Raw genomic sequence first — 17773 nt, 5'->3', positions numbered from 1 at the left:
TCCTCAAGCCCACAGGCCCTGCATCAGCCGGGTACCGCGCTGAAATCTTTGCTTGAAAATTAGCCACGGCCAATTCGCCCAGGCTCGGTTAAGTTAGCGATCTGACCCACCTGAGACCTGCGCGATGGATTCGATTACCCAGGCCGTGCTCGGTGCCAGCATCCAGGGCACCCTGCTCGGCCGCTGGCAAGGACGCAAGGCCCTGCTCTACGGAGCCATGCTCGGCACCCTGCCGGATATGGATGTGGTCATCGACTACGGCGATGCCGTGGCCGACATGACCTACCACCGTGGCTTCAGCCATTCGCTGATCGTCCTCACCGCCGCGGCCCTGGTGCTGACCTGGCTGACCCGCCGCGTCAGGCACAACCCCGGCTATTCGGCGCAACGGCTGTTTTTCACCCTCTGGCTGGTACTGCTCACCCACCCGCTGCTGGATGCCTTCACCAGCTATGGTACCCAGCTGTTCTGGCCGCTGATGCCGACCCCCAGCGCCTGGTCGAGCATCTTTATCATCGACCCCGCCTTTACCCTGCCGTTGGGCATCGCCGTGACCCTGGGCCTGTTCTATGGCCTGCGGGACAAGACGGCCAAGGCCCCGGCCATCGCCCTGCTGCTGTCGACCCTGTATCTGGCCTCGACCCTGGGCGGCAAATATATGGCCGAACAGCGCGTGGAAGCCGAACTGGCCCGTCAGGACATCCAGGCCGATGTCCTGTTCAGCACACCGACCCCGCTCAACAGCCTGCTGTGGCGGGTGGTGGTGCTGGAGGGCGAGGATTACCACGAAAGCCTGGTGGGCTGGTTCGACCGCGAGCCCCCGCAACTCCAGCGCCTGCCCCGCGGTACGCGGCTGGCCGCGGCGCTGGCCGACTCGGCGGCGCATACGCGCCTGGCCTGGTTTACCGATGGGGTGCTGCGCTACGACCAGATCGGCGAGCATCTGGTGGTCACCGATATCCGCCTGGGCATGACCGGGGTGCACCCCTTCCGCTTCAATTTCGCCACTCTGCGGGACGGTAAGTGGCAGGTGCACGAACAGATTGATCGCTGGCCCGCCCCGATGGTCGACTTCTACCACCTGCAGGTGCTCTGGCAGCGTATCTGGCAACCCGAACTGGATGTCCCGCTGGTGGCCTGGGCCAGCGAACTGGAAAAACCCCGCCCCGGGGCCACCCGCCAGACCTGCCTCAAGGGCCGCGACGACTGCTGAGGAGGCGCGAATCCTGGGCGACGATGCGCGCGGCTCGCCTCAGGTGCGGAACTGCGCGACCAGGCCTTGTAACTCGACCCCCAGGCGCGCCAGTTCGGCACTTGAGGCAGCGGTCTGCTCGCTGGCACTGGCGCTCTGCTCGCCGATATCGCGCACCCGGGTCACGCTTTCGCTGATGGTTTCCGCCACCGCGCTCTGCTCTTCGGCGGCCGCGGCGATCTGCTGGTTCATCTGTTCGATGGTGCTCACCGCCAGGGTGATCCGCCCCAGGGCATCGCCCGCTTCGGCGGCCAGGGTCACGGTGCGCTGGGTCAGGTTGCGGCTGCTTTCCATCTTATCCACCGCGCCCTTGGCCATGCACTGCAGGCTGACGATCAGGCTTTCGATCTCTTCGGTGGAGTCCTGGGCGCGCTTGGCCAGGGCACGCACCTCGTCGGCCACCACGGCAAAGCCGCGGCCCTGCTCGCCGGCCCGGGCCGCTTCGATGGCGGCATTGAGGGCCAGCAGATTGGTCTGTTCGGCGACAGTGCGGATCACCTCCAACACGCTGCCGATACGCGCACTTTCCTGATTCAGCGCGGCAATGGCTTCGGCCGACTGCTCGACCTCCCGGGCCAGGCTGCCGATCTGGCTGACCGCCTGTTGCACCACGCCGTTGCCCTGCTGCGCCTCGCGATCCGCATCGCGGGCGGCCAGGGAGGCCTGCTCGGCGTTCTGCGCCACCTCCTGCACGGTGGCGGCCATTTCATGCATGGCGGTGGCGGTCTGCTCGGTTTCCATCTTCTGGTTCTGCACCCCGACACTGGTCTGCGCGGTGATCGCCGAGAGCTGTTCGGCGGCGGCGGCAATCTGGCTGACGCCACCGCCGATACGCCCCACCAGGGTGCGCAGGCTGAGGCTCATGACCTGCATGGCCGCCATCAACTGGCCGACCTCATCGCGACGGTTGTGCGGCAGGTCCTGACTGAGATCGCCCTCGGCAATACGCCGGGCAAAGGCCACCGCCTGCTGCAGCGGGGCGACGATGGAGCGGGAAATCAGCAGGGTCGCCAGCATGCCCAGCACCACGGCCGCCGCCCCCATGGCCCCGAGCAGCAACAGGGCCTGACGGCTGTCGACGGTCATCGCCAGGCCTTCGCTGTCCTTGGCTTGCTCGGCCTGGGCCAGGACGGCCTGCGCCTGCTCGACCATGGCCAGTTCGCTGGCCTGGCTCTGTTCGCGCATTTGTTGGTAATTGGCGAAGGCCGTCTGGTACTGGGTCAGGGCCTGCAGCGCCGCTTCGATGGCGCGCTTCTGATCATCATCCAGCCAGACCATCAGGCTGCGCGCGACGGTCTGCAGGTCGTCGTTGATATAGGTCCATTCCTCCAGGGACGCGGCCGAGCCATCGATGATGAACTGACTTTCATGGCCACGCAGATCGAGCATGCGCTTGCTCAGACCCGAGGCGGTTTCCGCCAGGGTCAGCGGATCGCTGCCACGCAGCTTGTCGCCGGCCAGGCGCAGTTCGCGCACGGCGTCGTACATGTCCAGTTCGATCACATCGAACTGGTCGCGTGCCTCCCCCGCCGCTTCGCGCATCGTCATGCGTGCCTGGCGCGCATTGCCCTGCTGCTGGACAAAGCCATCGAACTGACGGCGGTAATCGGCAATGGCCTGCTGCATAGCCTGCAGACGGGCGCGGTCCTGGGCCGCACTGGCCTGCAGCTGCTGGCTCAGCAGCGCGTCCACCTTGTCCAGCTGGGCACGCATCTGCGCCGCCGCCTCGTCGCTCTGGCGCAGGGCGAAATCCCGCTCGAAACGCCGCGCCTGGAGAATCTGCCCATCGATCGCCGACAGCCGCCCGACATTCTCGTGGCCCTGCAACACCGCTTGTACCGCCAGAAAACCACTGCCGGTCACCGCGACCGTCAGCAGCAGCACCAGGCCGAAACCACAGAGGAGTTTTTTCCCGACGGCAAGATCGGCGAACAGGCGGGCGGCAGACGACATGACTATGACTCCGTTTTTATTATCGGCGCAGCCTGACAACGGCGGCCTCTGGTAGTGACTGCAAGCAGTTTAGCCACAACGCCCTGCAACCCCTGCGCCAGCCCGGGCAAAAATCGCAACCTGCTCTGCAGGCAGCGCCGCAGCTGGCTGGCAGCGAATCGGGGACTGTCCGCCTCGCCTCGTCCGCTTGCCAGCGCCAGCCAGGATCGGCGATTTTCCGCCACGTCCCTGGCCCAGGTGGCGGCTTATCGCCATCAGTTATGCTCAGCCGACAGCCATGACAGTGAAAAGGGCTATGGCCGGCTGGCCGTTAGTTGTCAGCCCCCTCTCCCCAAAGGGCCGAGGGGACTTATCGGCGCAAGTCGTGCAATGGCGTCCCAAGCATAAAAAAGGGGCACGACCTCCAGGTCATGCCCCTTTCCATTTCCGCCGTAGAACCTCTTAGCGCCCGGCCAGTACCGGCATCACCCGTGGTCGCAGCAGTTCGCCCAGCACCGTGAGCAGGCCGATGGCTCCGGCGATCCAGTACCACTGGCCGACCGGGTCGAACAGCAACCAGTCGAGGGCGTGGAGGAACACCACCATGATCAGCACCGGGCTGACATAACGCACCATAAACAGCCAGAGCGCATAACCCAGCGGCGGCAGGTCAAGCTCGTCGCGCATGATTTCGTCGCGCAAGGCATAGCCCGCCAGGCAGACCAGGAAGATCCCACCCAGGGGCATCATCCAGCGCGAGGTCAGGTAGTCCAGCCAGTCGAAGAAGTTCTTGCCCAGCGGCGTCCAGCCGGCCATCAGGTTGAACGAGAGCATGGCCAGCAGGCTGATCACCAGCAGTACGCCGCCGGCCAGGGCCGCGGACTTAAGCCGGCTGATGCCGTGCTTCTCGTTCAGGTAGGCCACCGTGGCTTCGATCATGGAAATAGCCGAGGTCAGCGCGGCAATCGATACCATGGCGAAGAACAGCACGCCGAAAACGGTGCCGAACGGCATCTGCTGGAAGGCCAGCGGCAGGCTCATAAAGATCAGACCCGGCCCCGCGCCCGGGCTCATGCCGTTGGCGAAGATGATCGGGAAGATCGCAAGACCGGCGAGCAGGGCCACACAGGTGTCGCACAGGGCGACGACGAAGGTGGTGCGGGCAATCGACTGGCCGTCAGGGATATAGGAGCCGTAGGTGAGAATCGCCCCGGAGGCCAGGCTGAGGGTGAAGAAGGCATGCCCCAGGGCCGCGAGCAAGGCCTCGCCAGTGATCTTCGAGGCATCGAAGTGGAACAGGAAGTCGAAGCCGGCCTGGAAGCCGCCACTGCTAAAGGCATAGCCCACCAGCACCAGCAGCATCAGAGCCAGGCCCGGCATCATCCAGCGCACCGCACTCTCGATACCCTTCTGCACACCCTTGGCCACGATCCACAAGGTCAGCAGCGCCACCAGCACGCTCCAGCCGCCGAGCTGCCAGGGGTTGGCGTTATGCGCCTCGAACACGCCGCCGAGTGCTTCCACGCTGGTGGCTGCCAGGGAGCCGTCGAGCATTTTCACCGTGTAGGCAAAGGCCCAGCCGGCCACCACCACGTAGAAACACAGGATCATAAAGCCGGCCAGCATGGCCATGCCGCCGACGGCTTTCCACAACGGATTGCCGTTGTTCTCGCGCACCACCCGGCCGATGGCATCGATGGGGCTGCCACGGCCGCGGCGGCCGATGGCGATCTCGGTCATCATCACCGGGATGCCGATGGCCAGGATGCAAGCCAGGTACATCAATACGAAGGCACCACCGCCGTATTCGCCGGTGATATAGGGGAATTTCCAGATATTGCCCAGGCCCACGGCGGAGCCGGTTGCAGCGAGGATAAAGCCCCAGCGCGAGAGCCAGAGGTTCTTCGGTTTTTCACGGGTCATGCGTCACCTGTTTGTTTTTATCTGTGACGAAATGGAACCCGCCGTGCTTGTGGCGCGGCGGAGTGCAAGGCATCCAGATCGGCTTAAAGCTACTGCGCTCGACTATGCAGCGTTGAAATCAGCCTCGGTAAGCCGCTTGCGGCTAACGCGCTTTAGCGCGACCCGAAGGGCGAGTAAAACGAGTACTGCTCATGTACAGACGTACACTGCGCGTCCTCAGCTGATTTCGCCTTGCCTAGCCTTTGCTCGCAACGCTTTGCGCCGACCTGGGGAAAGCCGGGTTTCGCCTGACCCTAGCGGCGGCGAAGCCGGCTGGGGTCACTGGGCGTCGGGCTGCACCTCCGGAGCCGCCTGAGCAAAGGCTTCGAGGGTTTCGCAACGCGCCGCCATGGCGAGAATGCGTGGGTACGCATCGAGGTCACAGTTAAAACGGCGGGCATTATACAGCTGCGGGATCAGGCAGGCCTCCAGATATCCGGGCCGCTCGCCCAGGGACAGACGCTCACCGAACCCTGCTAACCCGGCTTCCACGGCCGCCAGGCCGGTGTCCACCCAGTGCCGATACCAGGCATCCCTGGCCGCATCGTCCAGCCCCAGCGGGCCCGACAGGTACTGCAACACCCGCAGATTGTTCAGCGGGTGGATATCGCAGGCGATATGCAGGGCCAAGGCGCGCACCTGGGCGCGCTGCGCCGGATCTCCGGGCAGCAGCGCCGGCACCGGGAAGACCTCGTCCAGGTACTCGAGAATGGCCAGCGACTGGGCGATACGCACCCCGCCGTTACCTTCGTCCACCAGCAGCGGCAACAGTTGCTGCGGATTGAGCGCCTGGTAGTCGGCGCTGTGCTGCTGGCCGCCATCCTTGACCAGGTGCACGGGCACCTGCTGGTACGCCAGGCCCTTGAGGTTCAGGGCGATGCGCACCCGGTAGGCGGCGCTGGAGCGCCAGTAGGAATAGAGTTTCAACATGCCGAACGTCCTGTGGCCGTAGGGTGGAAAACCGCGAAGCGTTTTCCACGGGGTGGCCATCTACCGAATATTTGAGCACCCTGGTGGATGTGAAAAGCGACATCCACCCTACGATTTATAGACCGTAGGATGGGGCGGGCCGCGTAGGTTGAGCCTGCGCGGCCCGACCCATTCTACGAATTCACGCCTCGTACTTTTCTACCGCCTGATCGATAGCGCCGAACAGGCTTTGCCCTGCGGCATCGAACATCTCGATACGCACCCGGTCACCGAACTTGAGGAACGGCGTCTGCGCCTCGCCACTCTCGATGATTTCCAGCATGCGCTTCTCCGCCAGGCAACTGGAGCCGGCGCTGCGGTCGTAATTGGACACGGTGCCGGAACCGATGATGGTGCCGCAGCCCAACGGGCGAGTCTTGGCGGCGTGAGCCACCAGGGTCGGGAAGTTGAAGGTCATGTCCACCCCGGCATCCGGCTGGCCAAACAGCGCGCCATTGATATGCGAGACCAGCGGCCGATGCACCTTGCCATCCTTCCAGGTGTCGCCCAGTTCGTCCGGGGTAATCGCCACTGGCGAGAAGCTGGATGACGGCTTGCTCTGGTAGAAGCCGAAGCCCTTGGCCAGCTCGCCGGGAATCAGGTTGCGCAGCGACACATCGTTGACCAGCATCAGCAGCTGGATATGCCCGGCCGCCTCGGCCACGCTGACGCCCATTGGCACGTCGTCGGTAATCACCGCCACCTCGGCCTCAAGGTCGATACCCCAGGCCTCGTCGGCCATCTGGATAGGGCTGTGCGGCGCGATAAAGCTGTCGGCACCGCCCTGGTACATCAGCGGGTCATGCCAGAAGCTTTCCGGAATCTCGGCACCGCGGGCCTTGCGCACCAGCTCCACGTGGTTGACGTAGGCGCTGCCGTCGGCCCAGTGATAGGCGCGCGGCAACGGGCTGTGGCAGGCGGCCTGCTCGAAGGCGAAGGCATCCTCCTCCAGGCCATAGTTGAGGCGCTGATAGACCGCCTCCAGCTTGGGCTTGCTGACCGCCCAGTTATCCAGCGCGGCCTGAAAGGTGCTGGCAATTGCCGGGACCTGGGTGGCGCGGCTGAGGTCGCGGGACACCACGACGAGAATACCGTCGCGGCCCTGATTCAGTGATGCGAGTTTCATGCTCAAACCTCGTAGGGTGCGCCATGCGCACCACAGATAGCTGTCTGGTTGCGGGCGCGCGACGCCCCCTACTTCAAACCCGGCGCACGCCAGGAGTTCACGTATTCGGGGACATCCACCCCGGCGGCGGCTTCGCCGACTTCCAGGGCGCGGCGGGTATCGATCATCACCGCCACCTCATCGATAAAGCTGGCCGGGTCGACCTGCGCCTTTTTCAACGCCTTGGGGTGCGGGCCGTGGGGGAAGCCACACGGATGCAGGGTGACCATGCCCTGCTCGATATTGTCGCGGCTGAAGAAGTTGCCACGGTGGTAGAACAGCACTTCGTCGTAGTCGTCGTTGTTGTGGTAGAACGGCACCTTCAACGCACCGGGGTCGCTCTCCACCGGGCGCGGGGTAAAGGTGCAGATGACAAAACCATTGGCGACGAAGGTGGTGTGCGCCGACGGCGGCAGATGATAGCGGTGGCTCATCAGCGGACGGATATCGCGCCAGTTGAGACGCACCACGGTGTTGTCGCCATGCCAGCCGACCACATCCAGCGGGTTGTAGGGATAGGTCACGGTGCTGATCTGACCGCGCCGTTTGATGCGGATCTGCCAGGTATTTTCATCCTGCTGGGCCTTGAAGGCGTCATCCAGCTTGGGATGATCGAGCACCGCCGGATCGAAGATCGCCTGCGGCCCGAGCAGACCCTTGTCCGGCAGTTGATAGGCCCCATCGCTGCTCTCGATCAGCAGCATAAAGGTCGGCTCGCTGGCCTCGATACGCCAGGCCGTGCCACGCGGTATCAACAGGTAGTCGCCGTCGCGGTAACTCAGGTGACCGAAGTCGCAGTAGAAGTGCCCGGCTCCCTCATGGATAAACAGCAGGTCATCGCCATCGGCGTTACGCACCAGATGACGCATGGCCCCGTGGGTTTTCCATATACGTAGCTTCACATCGCTGTTCTGCAGGCACAGCGGCGCGGCCAGGGGGCAGTCGCGCTCGCTGGCGATCTCGTTGAAGTTGAACGCATGGGGGCGTAGCGGCCCTTCCCAGTCGATCCAGCCGGTGGGCGGATGCCTGTGATGCAGGTGCGCGGTGGGGCCGAAAAAGCCCTCGCGGCCCATCTCGCGCTCGTAGGTGCCTTCGGGAAAGTCACAGTGCGCCTGGCGCGAGCAATCGCCTTCACGCAGGGGAAAGCTGATCCAGTTACGGCTCATCTCGAAGCTCCAGATGTGTAGGGTGGAAAACCGCGAAGCGTTTTCCACGGGGTGGCCATCCACCGGTTATTCGTATTCCCTGGTGGATGTAAACAGCGACATCCACCCTACGACTCACTCGGCCTTGATTACGCCGCGCTTGATCTGGTCTTCCTCGATGGACTCGAACAACGCCTTGAAGTTGCCTTCGCCGAAGCCCTGATTGCCCTTGCGCTGGATGATCTCGAAGAAGATCGGGCCAATCACAGTATTGGTGAAAATCTGCAGGAGGATGCCGTCGTCGCCCGGCGCGCCGTCGATCAGGATATTCAGCTCGCGCAGCACATCGGTCGGCTCGCCATGACCGGCCACGCGGGTGTCGACCTTGTCGTAGTAGGTGCCCGGGGTTTGCATAAAGTCCACGCCATTGGCCCGCAGCTTGCGCACCGTCTCGTAGATATCCTCGGTGCTCAGGGCGATATGCTGGATGCCCTCGCCGTGGTATTCGCGGATAAATTCCTCGATCTGCGACTTGTCGTCGGCCGACTCGTTGATCGGGATGCGGATCTTGCCGCAGGGCGCGGTCATGGCGCGCGATAGCAGGCCGGTGAGTTTGCCTTCGATATCGAAGTAACGGATCTCGCGGAAGTTGGCGATGCGCTCGTAGAAGCCCGACCATACGTCCATCTGCCCACGTTTGACGTTGTGGGTCAGGTGATCGAGTTCCTTCAGGCCGACCGCGTTGTCGTTCGGCGTGCGCCCTTCGATATATTCGAAGTCGACGTCGTAGATGCTCTTGTCGCCGAAACGGTCGACCAGATACAGCAAGGAGCCGCCGATGCCCTCGACGCAGGGGATGTTCAGCTCGCCGAAGTTGGCGTGGCTGCCCACCAGCGTGGCACCCTGGGACTCCACATAAGCCGCGGCCTGGGCCGCGTTCTCCACCCGGAAGGCCATGGCGCAGGCACTCGGGCCGTGCTTCAGGCCGAACTCGCGCACATGCCCGGTGGGGCTGCCATTGAGCACGAAATTGATGTCGTTCTGCTGGAACAGCCAGACTTCCTTGGAGCGGTGCTTGGCAGTCTCGGTAAAGCCCATGGCGGTGAACAGCTCACGCAGCTGCTGGATGCCTTCCGGGGTCGGCGCGGTGTATTCGACGAACTCGAAGCCGTCGGTGCCGATGGGGTTGTGCTGCTCGATCTTGTTCACGGCGTTCATTGCGCCTCCTCGTTGTTGTTTTGATCAACCACTGCGTCGTCGCAACGGCGTGGATTGACCCCATAACAACCGAGCGCAGGCCGCCAGACAAGCCGGCTCGAGCCGCCTCAGCCCGGGTTAGGCCCGAGCTTTCGGCAAGTTTTTAATACGCCCAGGAAAACAGCGTGTTTGCTGACCGCAAACACCCGCCATGCGTAACGAAATATTTACAAGGCGGTTGATTTAACTGCCAGAAGCAAGGCCGCAGGGGCCCAGGTCTATGCAATGCCCGCGAAAAAAGTGTGTTCACAAGAAGCCCTAGGATGGATGACGCTTCACCCATCCACACGGCGGAGTCTCGCGGTGGATGAAAAAAGCGTCATCCACCCTACCGTGTTGCCAAGCGCAGATCAGTGCTGCAAATGCCCATACAGCTTGGCGTACAGCCCGCCATCGGCGATCAGCTGTTGGTGACCGCCGTCTTCGGCGATGCTGCCACCATCGAACACCAGCACCCGGTCGGCCTGTTTCACCGCGCTGAGGCGGTGGGCGATGATCAGGGTGGTACGACCGTTGAGGAACTGGTTGAGCGCCTGGTGCAGGGCGTATTCGGTGGCGGCGTCGAGAGCCGAGGTGGCCTCGTCGAGGATCACCACCTTCGGCTCGGCCAGGACCATGCGGGCGATGGCCAGGCGCTGACGCTGACCACCGGACAGGCGTACGCCGCTGCGCCCGACCATGCTGTCCAGGCCCTGCGGCAAGGCTCGGATAGTGTCGGCCAGCTGGGCGATTTCCAGGGCACGCCAGCAACCTTCGTCGCTGCGCTCGCGGCCCATGCACAGGTTGGCGCGCACCGTGTCGTTGAACAGCGCCGGATGCTGCAACACCACCGCAACATGCTCGCGTACGCACTCCAGGCCGATTTCCGCCTGGCTGCTGCCACCGAAACGAATGGTGCCGGCCTGGGCCGTGTAGAGGCCGAGCAGCAGCTGCACCAGGGTGCTCTTGCCACCGCCGCTGGCCCCGACTATGGCTACCTTCTCCCCCGGCGCGATGCTCAGGTTGAGCTGGTTGAGCACCGGCTCGTCGTTGTAGGCGAAGGTCAGGCCGCTGACTTCGATGCCCACTGTCTCGCGCCCCCTGAACGGGTCGATCCGCCCCGGGTAGTGCGGCTCGTCCTGGCGCGCCAGCAGCTCGTTGATCCGCGCCAGCGCGCCACCAGCGGCATAGAAGGCGTATTGCAGGCTGAGCAGTTGCTCGACCGGGCCGATCATAAACCACAGGTAGCTGAACACCGCGAGCATCTGGCCGATCGACAGGTCGGAGAACAGCACGGTGAGCATGGCCGCGGCGCGGAACACATCGATGCCGAACTGGAACAGCAGGCCGCTGGCGCGGTTCGACGCATCGGTCTTCCACTGCGAGGCCATGGCGTGGTCGCGCACCTCCCGGGCCCGCCCGCCGAGGCGGCCGAGGAAGAAGCCCTGACGGTTGCTGGCGCGAATCTCCTGGATCGCATCCAGGGTTTCGGTCAGCGCCTGGGTAAAGCTCGAGGTGCTGTCATTCTCGAGTTTTTTCAGGTGCTTGACCCGCTTGCCCAGCAACACCGTGGCGTAGATCACCAGGGGGTTGAACAAGAGGATCAGCAGCGCCAGCTGCCAGTGCATCCAGATCAGGATGGCCGAGGTGCCGGCCAGGGTCAGCACCGCCACCAGAAAGCGACTGAGGGTCTCGCCGACGAACTTGTCCAGGGTCTCCAGGTCGGTGACCAGATGAGTCGTCACCGTACCGCCGCCGAGGCTTTCGTACTCGCCCAGGGAGATGCGCTTGAGCCGTTCGATCAGGCGGATGCGGATGCGGTAGACGATGTCCTTGGACAGGCGGGCGAACAACTTGGCCTGCAACACGTTGAAGATCAGCGCCGAGCCGCGCAGCAGCAGGGTCAGCACCAGCATCAGGCCGATATAGCCGGACGCCGTCTGCCAACTGCCGGGCAGGAAGTTGTCCATCACCTTGAGCGCCGCATCGCCGTCCTGCAGCAGCACCTCGTCGACCAGCAACGGCAGCAGCAACGGAATCGGCACGCTGCACAGGGTGGCGAAGAGCGCCACCAGATTGGCCAGAATCAGGGCTTTCTTATGGTGCAGGGCCAGCCGGCGGATTTCTGCCCAGCTCAGGCGATCAGGCATGGGTCGCGCGCTCCAGCCAGCTGGCGAGCAGGGGCTGCAGGGTATCCAGGGCCTGGTAGCCGTTGGTCAGCAAGGCCAGCTGACCATTACGCTCGGCCAGCAGGGTGGGAAAACCGGCAATGCCCAGATCCTGCACCCAGCTGAAGTCGGCCGCAGTGGCGCGCCGCTGATCGACACTGTCGAAGGCTTCGGCAAAGACGATGCGCGGAATCCCGGCGCGCTCGGCCAACTCCACCAGCACGCTGGCGCGGGTGACATCTACGCCCTGGGTATAGAACGCCTGCTGGATCAACTGAGTCAGCGGCCAGACCAGCTCAGGGGCCAGGCTGCGGGCGGTGACCAGGGCACGGCAGGCAGGCTCGGTGTCGTACACCAGGCCGTCGGGTAAGCCCGCATCGAAATTGAACAGCTGACCGGTGCTGGCATTCACCGCCTGCCAGTAGCCCAGGTAACGCACCCGCGCAGCCGCATCGACAGCCACGCCATCGCGGCGCAGGCCGCCAAGCACCAGCTGCAGGCCGACACCTGCCGCCGCGGCCTGCTCGGCGAGGGACTCGAGCACCGGGGCAAAGCCCCAGCACCAGGAACACATCGGGTCCATCACGTACAGCAGGCGTGCGTGCATGCTCAAGCCTCGCGCGATTGTCGGGGGTTATAGCCCAGCGGGTGGGGTTGATTGCGCGCCTTGGCCAGTTCGATCTGGCGTTGGCGCTCGCGGGCACCGGCGCGGGTCTTCTCCGGCAGCGAGTCCCAGCAGTGCGGGCAGCTGACGCCGGGGGTAAATAACTCGGACTGACGGTCCGCCACCGATACCGGGGTGCGGCAGGCGTGGCATTGGTCGTAATCGCCTTCGGAGAGGTCATGGCGCACGGTCACCCGGTTATCGAAGACGAAGCAGTCGCCCTGCCACTTGGTCTGTTCCTGGGGCACTTCTTCCAGGTACTTGAGGATGCCGCCCTTGAGGTGGTAGACCTCGGCAAAGCCTTCGCCGAGCATATAACTGGAGGCCTTCTCGCAACGAATACCGCCGGTGCAGAACATCGCCACCTTCTTGTGTTTGGCCGGGTCGAAGTGCGCCTTGATGTAGTCGGGGAACTCGCGGAACGACTTGGTTTTCGGGTCGACCGCACCCTCGAAGGTGCCAATCGACACTTCATAATCGTTGCGCGTATCGATCAGCAGCACTTCGGGATCGCTGATCAGCGCATTCCAGTCCCTGGGTTCGACATAGGTGCCGACCTTCTGGTTCGGGTCGACGCCGGGCACGCCGAGGGTGACGATTTCCTTCTTCAGCTTGACCTTGGTGCGATAGAACGGCTGCTCGTCGCAGTAGGATTCCTTGTGGTCGATATCGGCCAGGCGCGCATCCCGGGCAAACCAGGCCAGCAGGCCGTCGATGCCGGCGCGCGAGCCGGAGACGGTGCCATTGATACCTTCCTCGGCGAGCAGCAGGGTGCCCTTGATGGCGTTGTCCAGCATGGCCTGCAACAGGGGCTCGCGCAGGACCTGGTAATCGGGCAGGGAAACGAACTTATACAGCGCGGCAACAACGATCTTGTCAGTCATGTGCATGTCCTTCAGTAGTCGCCCACGTAAAGGGCGGACCGGGATACAAAAGTGGCCAGCAGCGAATTGATAAGCTGGCGGACCACAAAAATTGTCTGGAGCAATTTTTGACGTCGCTCCGCGACGGCCCCGCAGGGGGTGGCCGCCTGGGATGGCGGCCACAAACAAAACCGCCGGCGCTAGGCCGGCGGGATGCGCAGTTTACTGCCCTTGAGAAGCGCCGTGTAGGGGCGAATTGCCTCAGTGGCCGCCCTTGCAGGTCGGCGAAGCCGGAGCCACGCCCTGCTCCGCCCATTCGTCGGGGGTGTAGGTGTGCAGGGCCAGGGCATGGATCTGGTCCATCAGCTCGCCGACCGCGGCATAGGCCTTCTGATGGCGCTTGACCGCATTCAAACCGGCAAACTGCTGGCTGACGATCACCGCCTTGTAGTGGGTTTCCAGGCCACGGCTGTGCATATGGCTTTCATCCAGCAGTTCGAGATGCTGGGGCTGCAGCGCGGTAAAGGCCACCTGCAACAGATCGATTTTCGGCATCATGGCGCTCCCGTCACGGCGTCTTGGGGGTCAGCTTGGCGGTCATCTCCGCCAGCAGCTGGTTGACCTTGGGCACCGCGTTTTCCAGCTTGCTCTGGGTCAGCTGCGCCGACTGTGCGGTCAGGACCGGCATCTGTTCCAGGACCTTCTTGCCCAGGGGTGACTCGTAGAAGGCGATCAGGTCTTTCATTTCCTGTTCGTTGAAGTTGCTGGTGTACAGCTTGATCATGTCCGGCTTGAGCTTGTCCCAGCCGATTGCCTGCTCCAGCGCGGCATTGGCCTGGGCCTGGTAGGTTTCCAGCAGGGCCCGATTGCCCGAGGCTTCCTTACTTTCGGCAAAGCGCTGGGCAAACATGTCCCGCACCTGACCATAAACCGGGACTGCCAGCTTGTCGGCGCGAGCCAGCAGGAGAAAACGCTCGGCATCGGCGGCATGGCTGCGCGCATCGGCGAAAACCTGGGCACTGGCGCAAGCCAGCAGCAGTGCGGCACAGAGGGCGGATAAACGTGACATCGATAACTCCTGGGTAGAGGATAGAGCCCTGTTGGACCCCCACAACCCGCATTTTGTGCCCAAGCACCGTGCGCACTCAAGCGTGGCGCAGCGCACAACGCGACTGTGCGCTGGCGCACTGCCCGTTTAAAGGCCAAAATGCCAGTACTTGCCGGAGCGGCTGTCGAGTGGTCATGCTCGGCAGATCAGCCATTTCCTGCTACGCCGGGTCGATTGGCGACTGCCTGACGCCCGTACACAATGGACGTGTTAAATGAACAGTTTCACCCTCCCAGCCGCCCTGGCGGCCATCCCGCTCTGCAGCAACCTGGGCCAGCTCAATCCGCAGGCCATTGGCTGGTCGCCACGCCCACTGATCGACTGTGCGATCCCCGGGCACTACGGCCGCCGCAAGCGCTGGAATCACTGGTGCATCACCACGCCGAACTGGATGCTCTCGCTGACCCAGGCGAACCTCGACTACCTGGGCTATGCCGCCGCCTACTTTCTTGACCTGCACAGCGGCCAGGCCTTCGAATTCAGCCAGTTTCGCCTGTTCGGTATCGGCAGCCACCTGCCGGACCACCCCCAGCAAAGCCACGAATTCAATCATCCGCGCCTGCAGCTGCGGGTCGCCGAACATACCGGGCGTACCCGGATAACCGTCAGCGCCCCGGATATTGGCGGACAGGCGCTGCATGTCGCCCTGGATATCCAGCGCCCGGCCCACCTCGACTCGGTCAACCTGGTGGTACCGCTGGGCCCGCGCAGCTTTCATGCGACCAGCCGGCAACTGGGCCTGCCCTGCAATGGCAGCGTGCAGCTGGGCAAGCAGCACTACAACTGTGTCGGCGGCCAGAGTTTCGCCGCCCTGGACTTTGGCCGCGGCGTCTGGCCGCTCAATAGCCATTGGACCCGCGCGGCCTTCGCCGCCCCCGGCGGCATCGCCGGCAATTTCGGGGCCGGCTGGACCGATCACAGCGGCCTGACGGAAAACACCCTGTGGTTTGGCGGTGAACTGCAGCACCTCAATGCGCCGATCAGCATCGCCCCGACCACCCCCGACCTGCTGGCACCCTGGCAGCTCAGCAGCGCTGACGACGCCGTCAGCCTGACCTTCACCCCGCGCCAGCGCCATCAGGCCTACCGACGACTGGGCCCCTTCTATGCCGATACCCGGCAATGGTTTGGTCATTACCAGGGCGTACTGCGCGGTCCGCAGGGCGAGCGCGTTCCGGTCAATAACGCCCTGGGCTGGCTGGGCGAGACCCACGCCCGCTGGTAATCCTCTGCGCATTGGAACCTCTGCCCCTTCGCGATAGCCTAATCTTGCGCCATCCTCCGGAGAGTCCCCCCATGAGCCGCACAGAGACTGACAGCCTAGGCCCCATCGATGTCCCCGCCAATGCCTACTGGGGCGCACAGACCCAACGCTCGCTGATCAACTTCGCCATTGGCGAGGAGCGCATGCCCCTGGCCGTGGTGCATGCCCTGGCGCTGATCAAGAAGGCCGCGGCGCGGGTCAATCAGCGCATCGGCGAGCTGCCCGCCGATATTGCCCGGCTGATCGAGCAGGCGGCCAACGAGGTGATCGCCGGCGAGCACGACGAACAGTTTCCCCTGGCGGTCTGGCAAACCGGCAGCGGCACCCAAAGCAATATGAACGTCAACGAAGTCATCGCCGGTCGCGCCAACGAACTGGCCGGCGGCGTGCGCGGCGGCAAGAGCCCGGTGCACCCCAACGACCACGTCAATCGCGCGCAAAGCTCCAACGACAGCTTCCCCACCGCCATGCATATCGCCACCGCCCAGGCGTTGCAGCAGCGGCTGCTGCCGGCCATTCGCGAGCTGCGTGACGGCCTGCAGGAACAGGCCGAGCGGCATGCCAAGCTGGTCAAGACCGGGCGCACCCACATGATGGATGCCACACCTATCACCTTCGGCCAGGAGCTCTCCGCCTTTGTCGCCCAGCTGGCCTATGCGGAAAGCGCCATCCGCGCCGCCCTGCCGGGCGTCTGCGAACTGGCCCAGGGCGGCACTGCGGTCGGCACCGGGCTCAACTCGCCGCAGGGCTTTGCCGAGGCCATGGCGGCCGAACTGGCGGCCCTGAGCGGCCTGCCACTGGTCAGCGCCGCGAACAAGTTTGCCGCCCTGAGCGGCCACGAGCCCCTGGTACAACTGTCCGGGGCCCTGAAGGTGCTTGCCGTGGCGCTGATGAAGCTGGCCAATGACCTGCGCCTGCTCGGCTCCGGACCGCGCGCCGGCTTTGCCGAAGTGCGCCTGCCGGCCAACGAGCCGGGCAGTTCGATCATGCCCGGCAAGGTCAACCCGACCCAGTGCGAAGCCCTGTCGATGCTGGCCTGCCAGGTGCTGGGCAACGACACGACCATCACCTTTGCCGCCAGCCAGGGGCATCTGCAGCTCAATGTATTCAAGCCGGTGATCATCCATAACCTGCTGCAATCGATACGCCTGCTGGCCGACGGCTGCCACAACTTCCAGCAGCACTGCATCGCCGGCCTGCAAGCGGATAGCGCGCAGATGGCCGCGCACCTGGAACGCGGCCTGATGCTGGTAACCGCGCTGAACCCGCATATCGGCTATGACAAGGCCGCGGAAATCGCCAAGAAGGCTTATCAGGAGGGCAGCACCCTGCGTGAGGCCGCGCTGCAACTCGGCTACCTGAACAACGAAGAGTTCGACGCCTGGGTGCGTCCCGAAAACATGCTGGAGGCGGGTCAACATGAGTGAAGCAGCAAAGAGCGGCGCAACGCCACTGGAAGGCGATGGCAAGCGCATCCTGATGATTCTCGGCACGCCGAAAAGCACCAGCCTGTGCCACGCCCTGGGCGAAGCCTATGCCCAGGGCGCACGCAGCAAAGGCCATGTGGTGCGCCATCTGAATCTGGGGGAGATGAGCTACGACCCGGTGCTACGCGACGGTTACGAGCAGAGCCAGACCCTGGAACCGGACCTGCTGGAAGCCCAGCGGCAGATCCATTGGGCCGAGCATCTGGTGTTCGTCTACCCGGTCTGGTGGGGTGGCATACCGGCACTGCTCAAGGGCTTTTTCGACCGCACTTTTCTGCCCGGTTTCGCCTTCAAGTACCGTAACCGCTCACAGCTGTGGGACAAGCTGCTCAGCGGCCGCACCGCCGACCTGCTGGTGACCATGGACACCCCGCCCTGGTACTTCCGCTGGATCTACGGCGCACCGGCACACCGGCAGATGACCCGCACCATCCTCGGCTTCAGCGGTATCAAGACCCGCCGCCTGGCCGAATTCGCCCCGGTCCGCCCCTCCTCCGAAGAACAGCGCCAGGGCTGGTTGCGCCGCGCCGAACGCCTGGGCCTGCGCGCCTAGGAGCC

15 protein-coding genes and 1 pseudogene are annotated in these 17773 nt (G+C 64.1%); 4 read left to right on the top strand and 12 right to left on the bottom strand.

Features of this window, described 5'->3' with window-relative positions; all coding sequences use genetic code 11:
- The first annotated feature begins 124 nt into the window (after nt 1–124).
- Nucleotides 125–1213, top strand: a complete 1089-nt coding sequence (locus AACY13_RS06575; RefSeq protein WP_339460222.1) for a metal-dependent hydrolase — start codon at nt 125–127, stop codon at nt 1211–1213.
- Between the two features lie 39 nt (nt 1214–1252).
- On the opposite strand, the gene AACY13_RS22630 is transcribed toward AACY13_RS06575, so the two are convergent.
- The 12 genes and pseudogenes from AACY13_RS22630 to AACY13_RS06520 all read right to left on the bottom strand — a co-directional run bounded on the left by AACY13_RS22630 (nt 1253) and on the right by AACY13_RS06520 (nt 14425).
- Nucleotides 1253–1993, bottom strand: a complete 741-nt coding sequence (locus AACY13_RS22630) for a methyl-accepting chemotaxis protein (RefSeq protein WP_445262549.1) — start codon at nt 1991–1993, stop codon at nt 1253–1255.
- Nucleotides 1994–2110: 117 nt separating this feature from the next.
- Nucleotides 2111–2269: pseudogene (locus AACY13_RS22625) on the bottom strand (HAMP domain-containing protein); the annotation flags it as partial.
- Nucleotides 2270–3646: 1377 nt separating this feature from the next.
- Nucleotides 3647–5107 carry a sodium-dependent transporter gene (locus AACY13_RS06565; RefSeq protein ID WP_339460220.1) on the bottom strand — a complete coding sequence of 487 codons (1461 nt, stop codon included), beginning with the start codon at nt 5105–5107 and terminating at the stop codon, nt 3647–3649.
- A gap of 318 nt (nt 5108–5425) precedes the next feature.
- Nucleotides 5426–6076 carry a maleylacetoacetate isomerase gene (gene maiA / locus AACY13_RS06560; protein WP_339460218.1) on the bottom strand — a complete coding sequence of 217 codons (651 nt, stop codon included), beginning with the start codon at nt 6074–6076 and terminating at the stop codon, nt 5426–5428.
- A gap of 181 nt (nt 6077–6257) precedes the next feature.
- On the bottom strand, nt 6258–7241 hold the full coding sequence (locus tag AACY13_RS06555; RefSeq protein WP_339460216.1) for a fumarylacetoacetate hydrolase family protein: 984 nt from the start codon (nt 7239–7241) through the stop codon (nt 6258–6260).
- Between the two features lie 68 nt (nt 7242–7309).
- The gene (locus AACY13_RS06550) at nt 7310–8446 is read right to left on the bottom strand and encodes a homogentisate 1,2-dioxygenase (RefSeq protein ID WP_339460215.1); all 1137 of its coding nucleotides are present in this window, start codon (nt 8444–8446) and stop codon (nt 7310–7312) included.
- Between the two features lie 114 nt (nt 8447–8560).
- Nucleotides 8561–9643 (bottom strand): 4-hydroxyphenylpyruvate dioxygenase, encoded by a 1083-nt coding sequence (gene hppD, locus AACY13_RS06545; protein WP_339460214.1) that lies wholly within the window; start codon nt 9641–9643, stop codon nt 8561–8563.
- 389 nt (nt 9644–10032) lie between these two features.
- Nucleotides 10033–11811 carry an ABC transporter ATP-binding protein gene (locus AACY13_RS06540; protein WP_339460212.1) on the bottom strand — a complete coding sequence of 593 codons (1779 nt, stop codon included), beginning with the start codon at nt 11809–11811 and terminating at the stop codon, nt 10033–10035.
- Nucleotides 11804–12436, bottom strand: coding sequence for a DsbA family protein (locus AACY13_RS06535; RefSeq protein WP_339460210.1), 633 nt, complete (start codon nt 12434–12436; stop codon nt 11804–11806). The genes AACY13_RS06540 and AACY13_RS06535 overlap by 8 nt, the downstream gene beginning before the upstream one ends.
- 2 nt (nt 12437–12438) lie before the next feature.
- Complete coding sequence (gene trhO, locus AACY13_RS06530; protein ID WP_339460208.1) at nt 12439–13377, bottom strand: oxygen-dependent tRNA uridine(34) hydroxylase TrhO; 939 nt, start codon at nt 13375–13377, stop codon at nt 12439–12441.
- 240 nt (nt 13378–13617) lie between these two features.
- Nucleotides 13618–13911, bottom strand: coding sequence for a BolA family protein (locus AACY13_RS06525; RefSeq protein ID WP_339460207.1), 294 nt, complete (start codon nt 13909–13911; stop codon nt 13618–13620).
- 13 nt (nt 13912–13924) lie between these two features.
- A complete protein-coding gene (locus tag AACY13_RS06520; protein WP_339460205.1) occupies nt 13925–14425 on the bottom strand; it encodes a DUF2059 domain-containing protein in 501 nt (166 codons plus the stop codon).
- Nucleotides 14426–14678: 253 nt separating this feature from the next.
- On the opposite strand from AACY13_RS06520, the gene AACY13_RS06515 reads away from it, so the two are divergent.
- The 3 genes from AACY13_RS06515 (at nt 14679) to AACY13_RS06505 (ending at nt 17768) form a co-directional block, all read left to right on the top strand.
- On the top strand, nt 14679–15689 hold the full coding sequence (locus AACY13_RS06515) for a DUF2804 domain-containing protein (RefSeq protein ID WP_339460204.1): 1011 nt from the start codon (nt 14679–14681) through the stop codon (nt 15687–15689).
- Between the two features lie 71 nt (nt 15690–15760).
- Entirely contained in the window at nt 15761–17155 is a 1395-nt protein-coding gene (locus tag AACY13_RS06510; RefSeq protein WP_339460203.1) for a class II fumarate hydratase, read from the top strand.
- Entirely contained in the window at nt 17148–17768 is a 621-nt protein-coding gene (locus tag AACY13_RS06505) for an NAD(P)H-dependent oxidoreductase (protein WP_339460202.1), read from the top strand. Before AACY13_RS06510 ends, AACY13_RS06505 begins: the two co-directional genes overlap by 8 nt.
- Nucleotides 17769–17773: the final 5 nt, after the last annotated feature.

Origin of the sequence: Pseudomonas sp. EA_105y_Pfl2_R69 (assembly GCF_963970915.1) — a bacterium.
Lineage (GTDB): Bacteria > Pseudomonadota > Gammaproteobacteria > Pseudomonadales > Pseudomonadaceae > Aquipseudomonas.
This window is presented reverse-complemented; position numbering and strand designations above follow the sequence as displayed.

Coding starts and splice junctions, on each gene's coding strand:
- AACY13_RS06575 (WP_339460222.1), top strand. CDS start 125: ATGGATTCGATTACCCAGGCCGTGCTCGGTGCCAGCATCCAGGGCACC.
- AACY13_RS22630 (WP_445262549.1), bottom strand. CDS start 1,993: ATGGAAACCGAGCAGACCGCCACCGCCATGCATGAAATGGCCGCCACC.
- AACY13_RS06565 (WP_339460220.1), bottom strand. CDS start 5,107: ATGACCCGTGAAAAACCGAAGAACCTCTGGCTCTCGCGCTGGGGCTTT.
- maiA (WP_339460218.1), bottom strand. CDS start 6,076: ATGTTGAAACTCTATTCCTACTGGCGCTCCAGCGCCGCCTACCGGGTG.
- AACY13_RS06555 (WP_339460216.1), bottom strand. CDS start 7,241: ATGAAACTCGCATCACTGAATCAGGGCCGCGACGGTATTCTCGTCGTG.
- AACY13_RS06550 (WP_339460215.1), bottom strand. CDS start 8,446: ATGAGCCGTAACTGGATCAGCTTTCCCCTGCGTGAAGGCGATTGCTCG.
- hppD (WP_339460214.1), bottom strand. CDS start 9,643: ATGAACGCCGTGAACAAGATCGAGCAGCACAACCCCATCGGCACCGAC.
- AACY13_RS06540 (WP_339460212.1), bottom strand. CDS start 11,811: ATGCCTGATCGCCTGAGCTGGGCAGAAATCCGCCGGCTGGCCCTGCAC.
- AACY13_RS06535 (WP_339460210.1), bottom strand. CDS start 12,436: ATGCACGCACGCCTGCTGTACGTGATGGACCCGATGTGTTCCTGGTGC.
- trhO (WP_339460208.1), bottom strand. CDS start 13,377: ATGACTGACAAGATCGTTGTTGCCGCGCTGTATAAGTTCGTTTCCCTG.
- AACY13_RS06525 (WP_339460207.1), bottom strand. CDS start 13,911: ATGCCGAAAATCGATCTGTTGCAGGTGGCCTTTACCGCGCTGCAGCCC.
- AACY13_RS06520 (WP_339460205.1), bottom strand. CDS start 14,425: ATGTCACGTTTATCCGCCCTCTGTGCCGCACTGCTGCTGGCTTGCGCC.
- AACY13_RS06515 (WP_339460204.1), top strand. CDS start 14,679: ATGAACAGTTTCACCCTCCCAGCCGCCCTGGCGGCCATCCCGCTCTGC.
- AACY13_RS06510 (WP_339460203.1), top strand. CDS start 15,761: ATGAGCCGCACAGAGACTGACAGCCTAGGCCCCATCGATGTCCCCGCC.
- AACY13_RS06505 (WP_339460202.1), top strand. CDS start 17,148: ATGAGTGAAGCAGCAAAGAGCGGCGCAACGCCACTGGAAGGCGATGGC.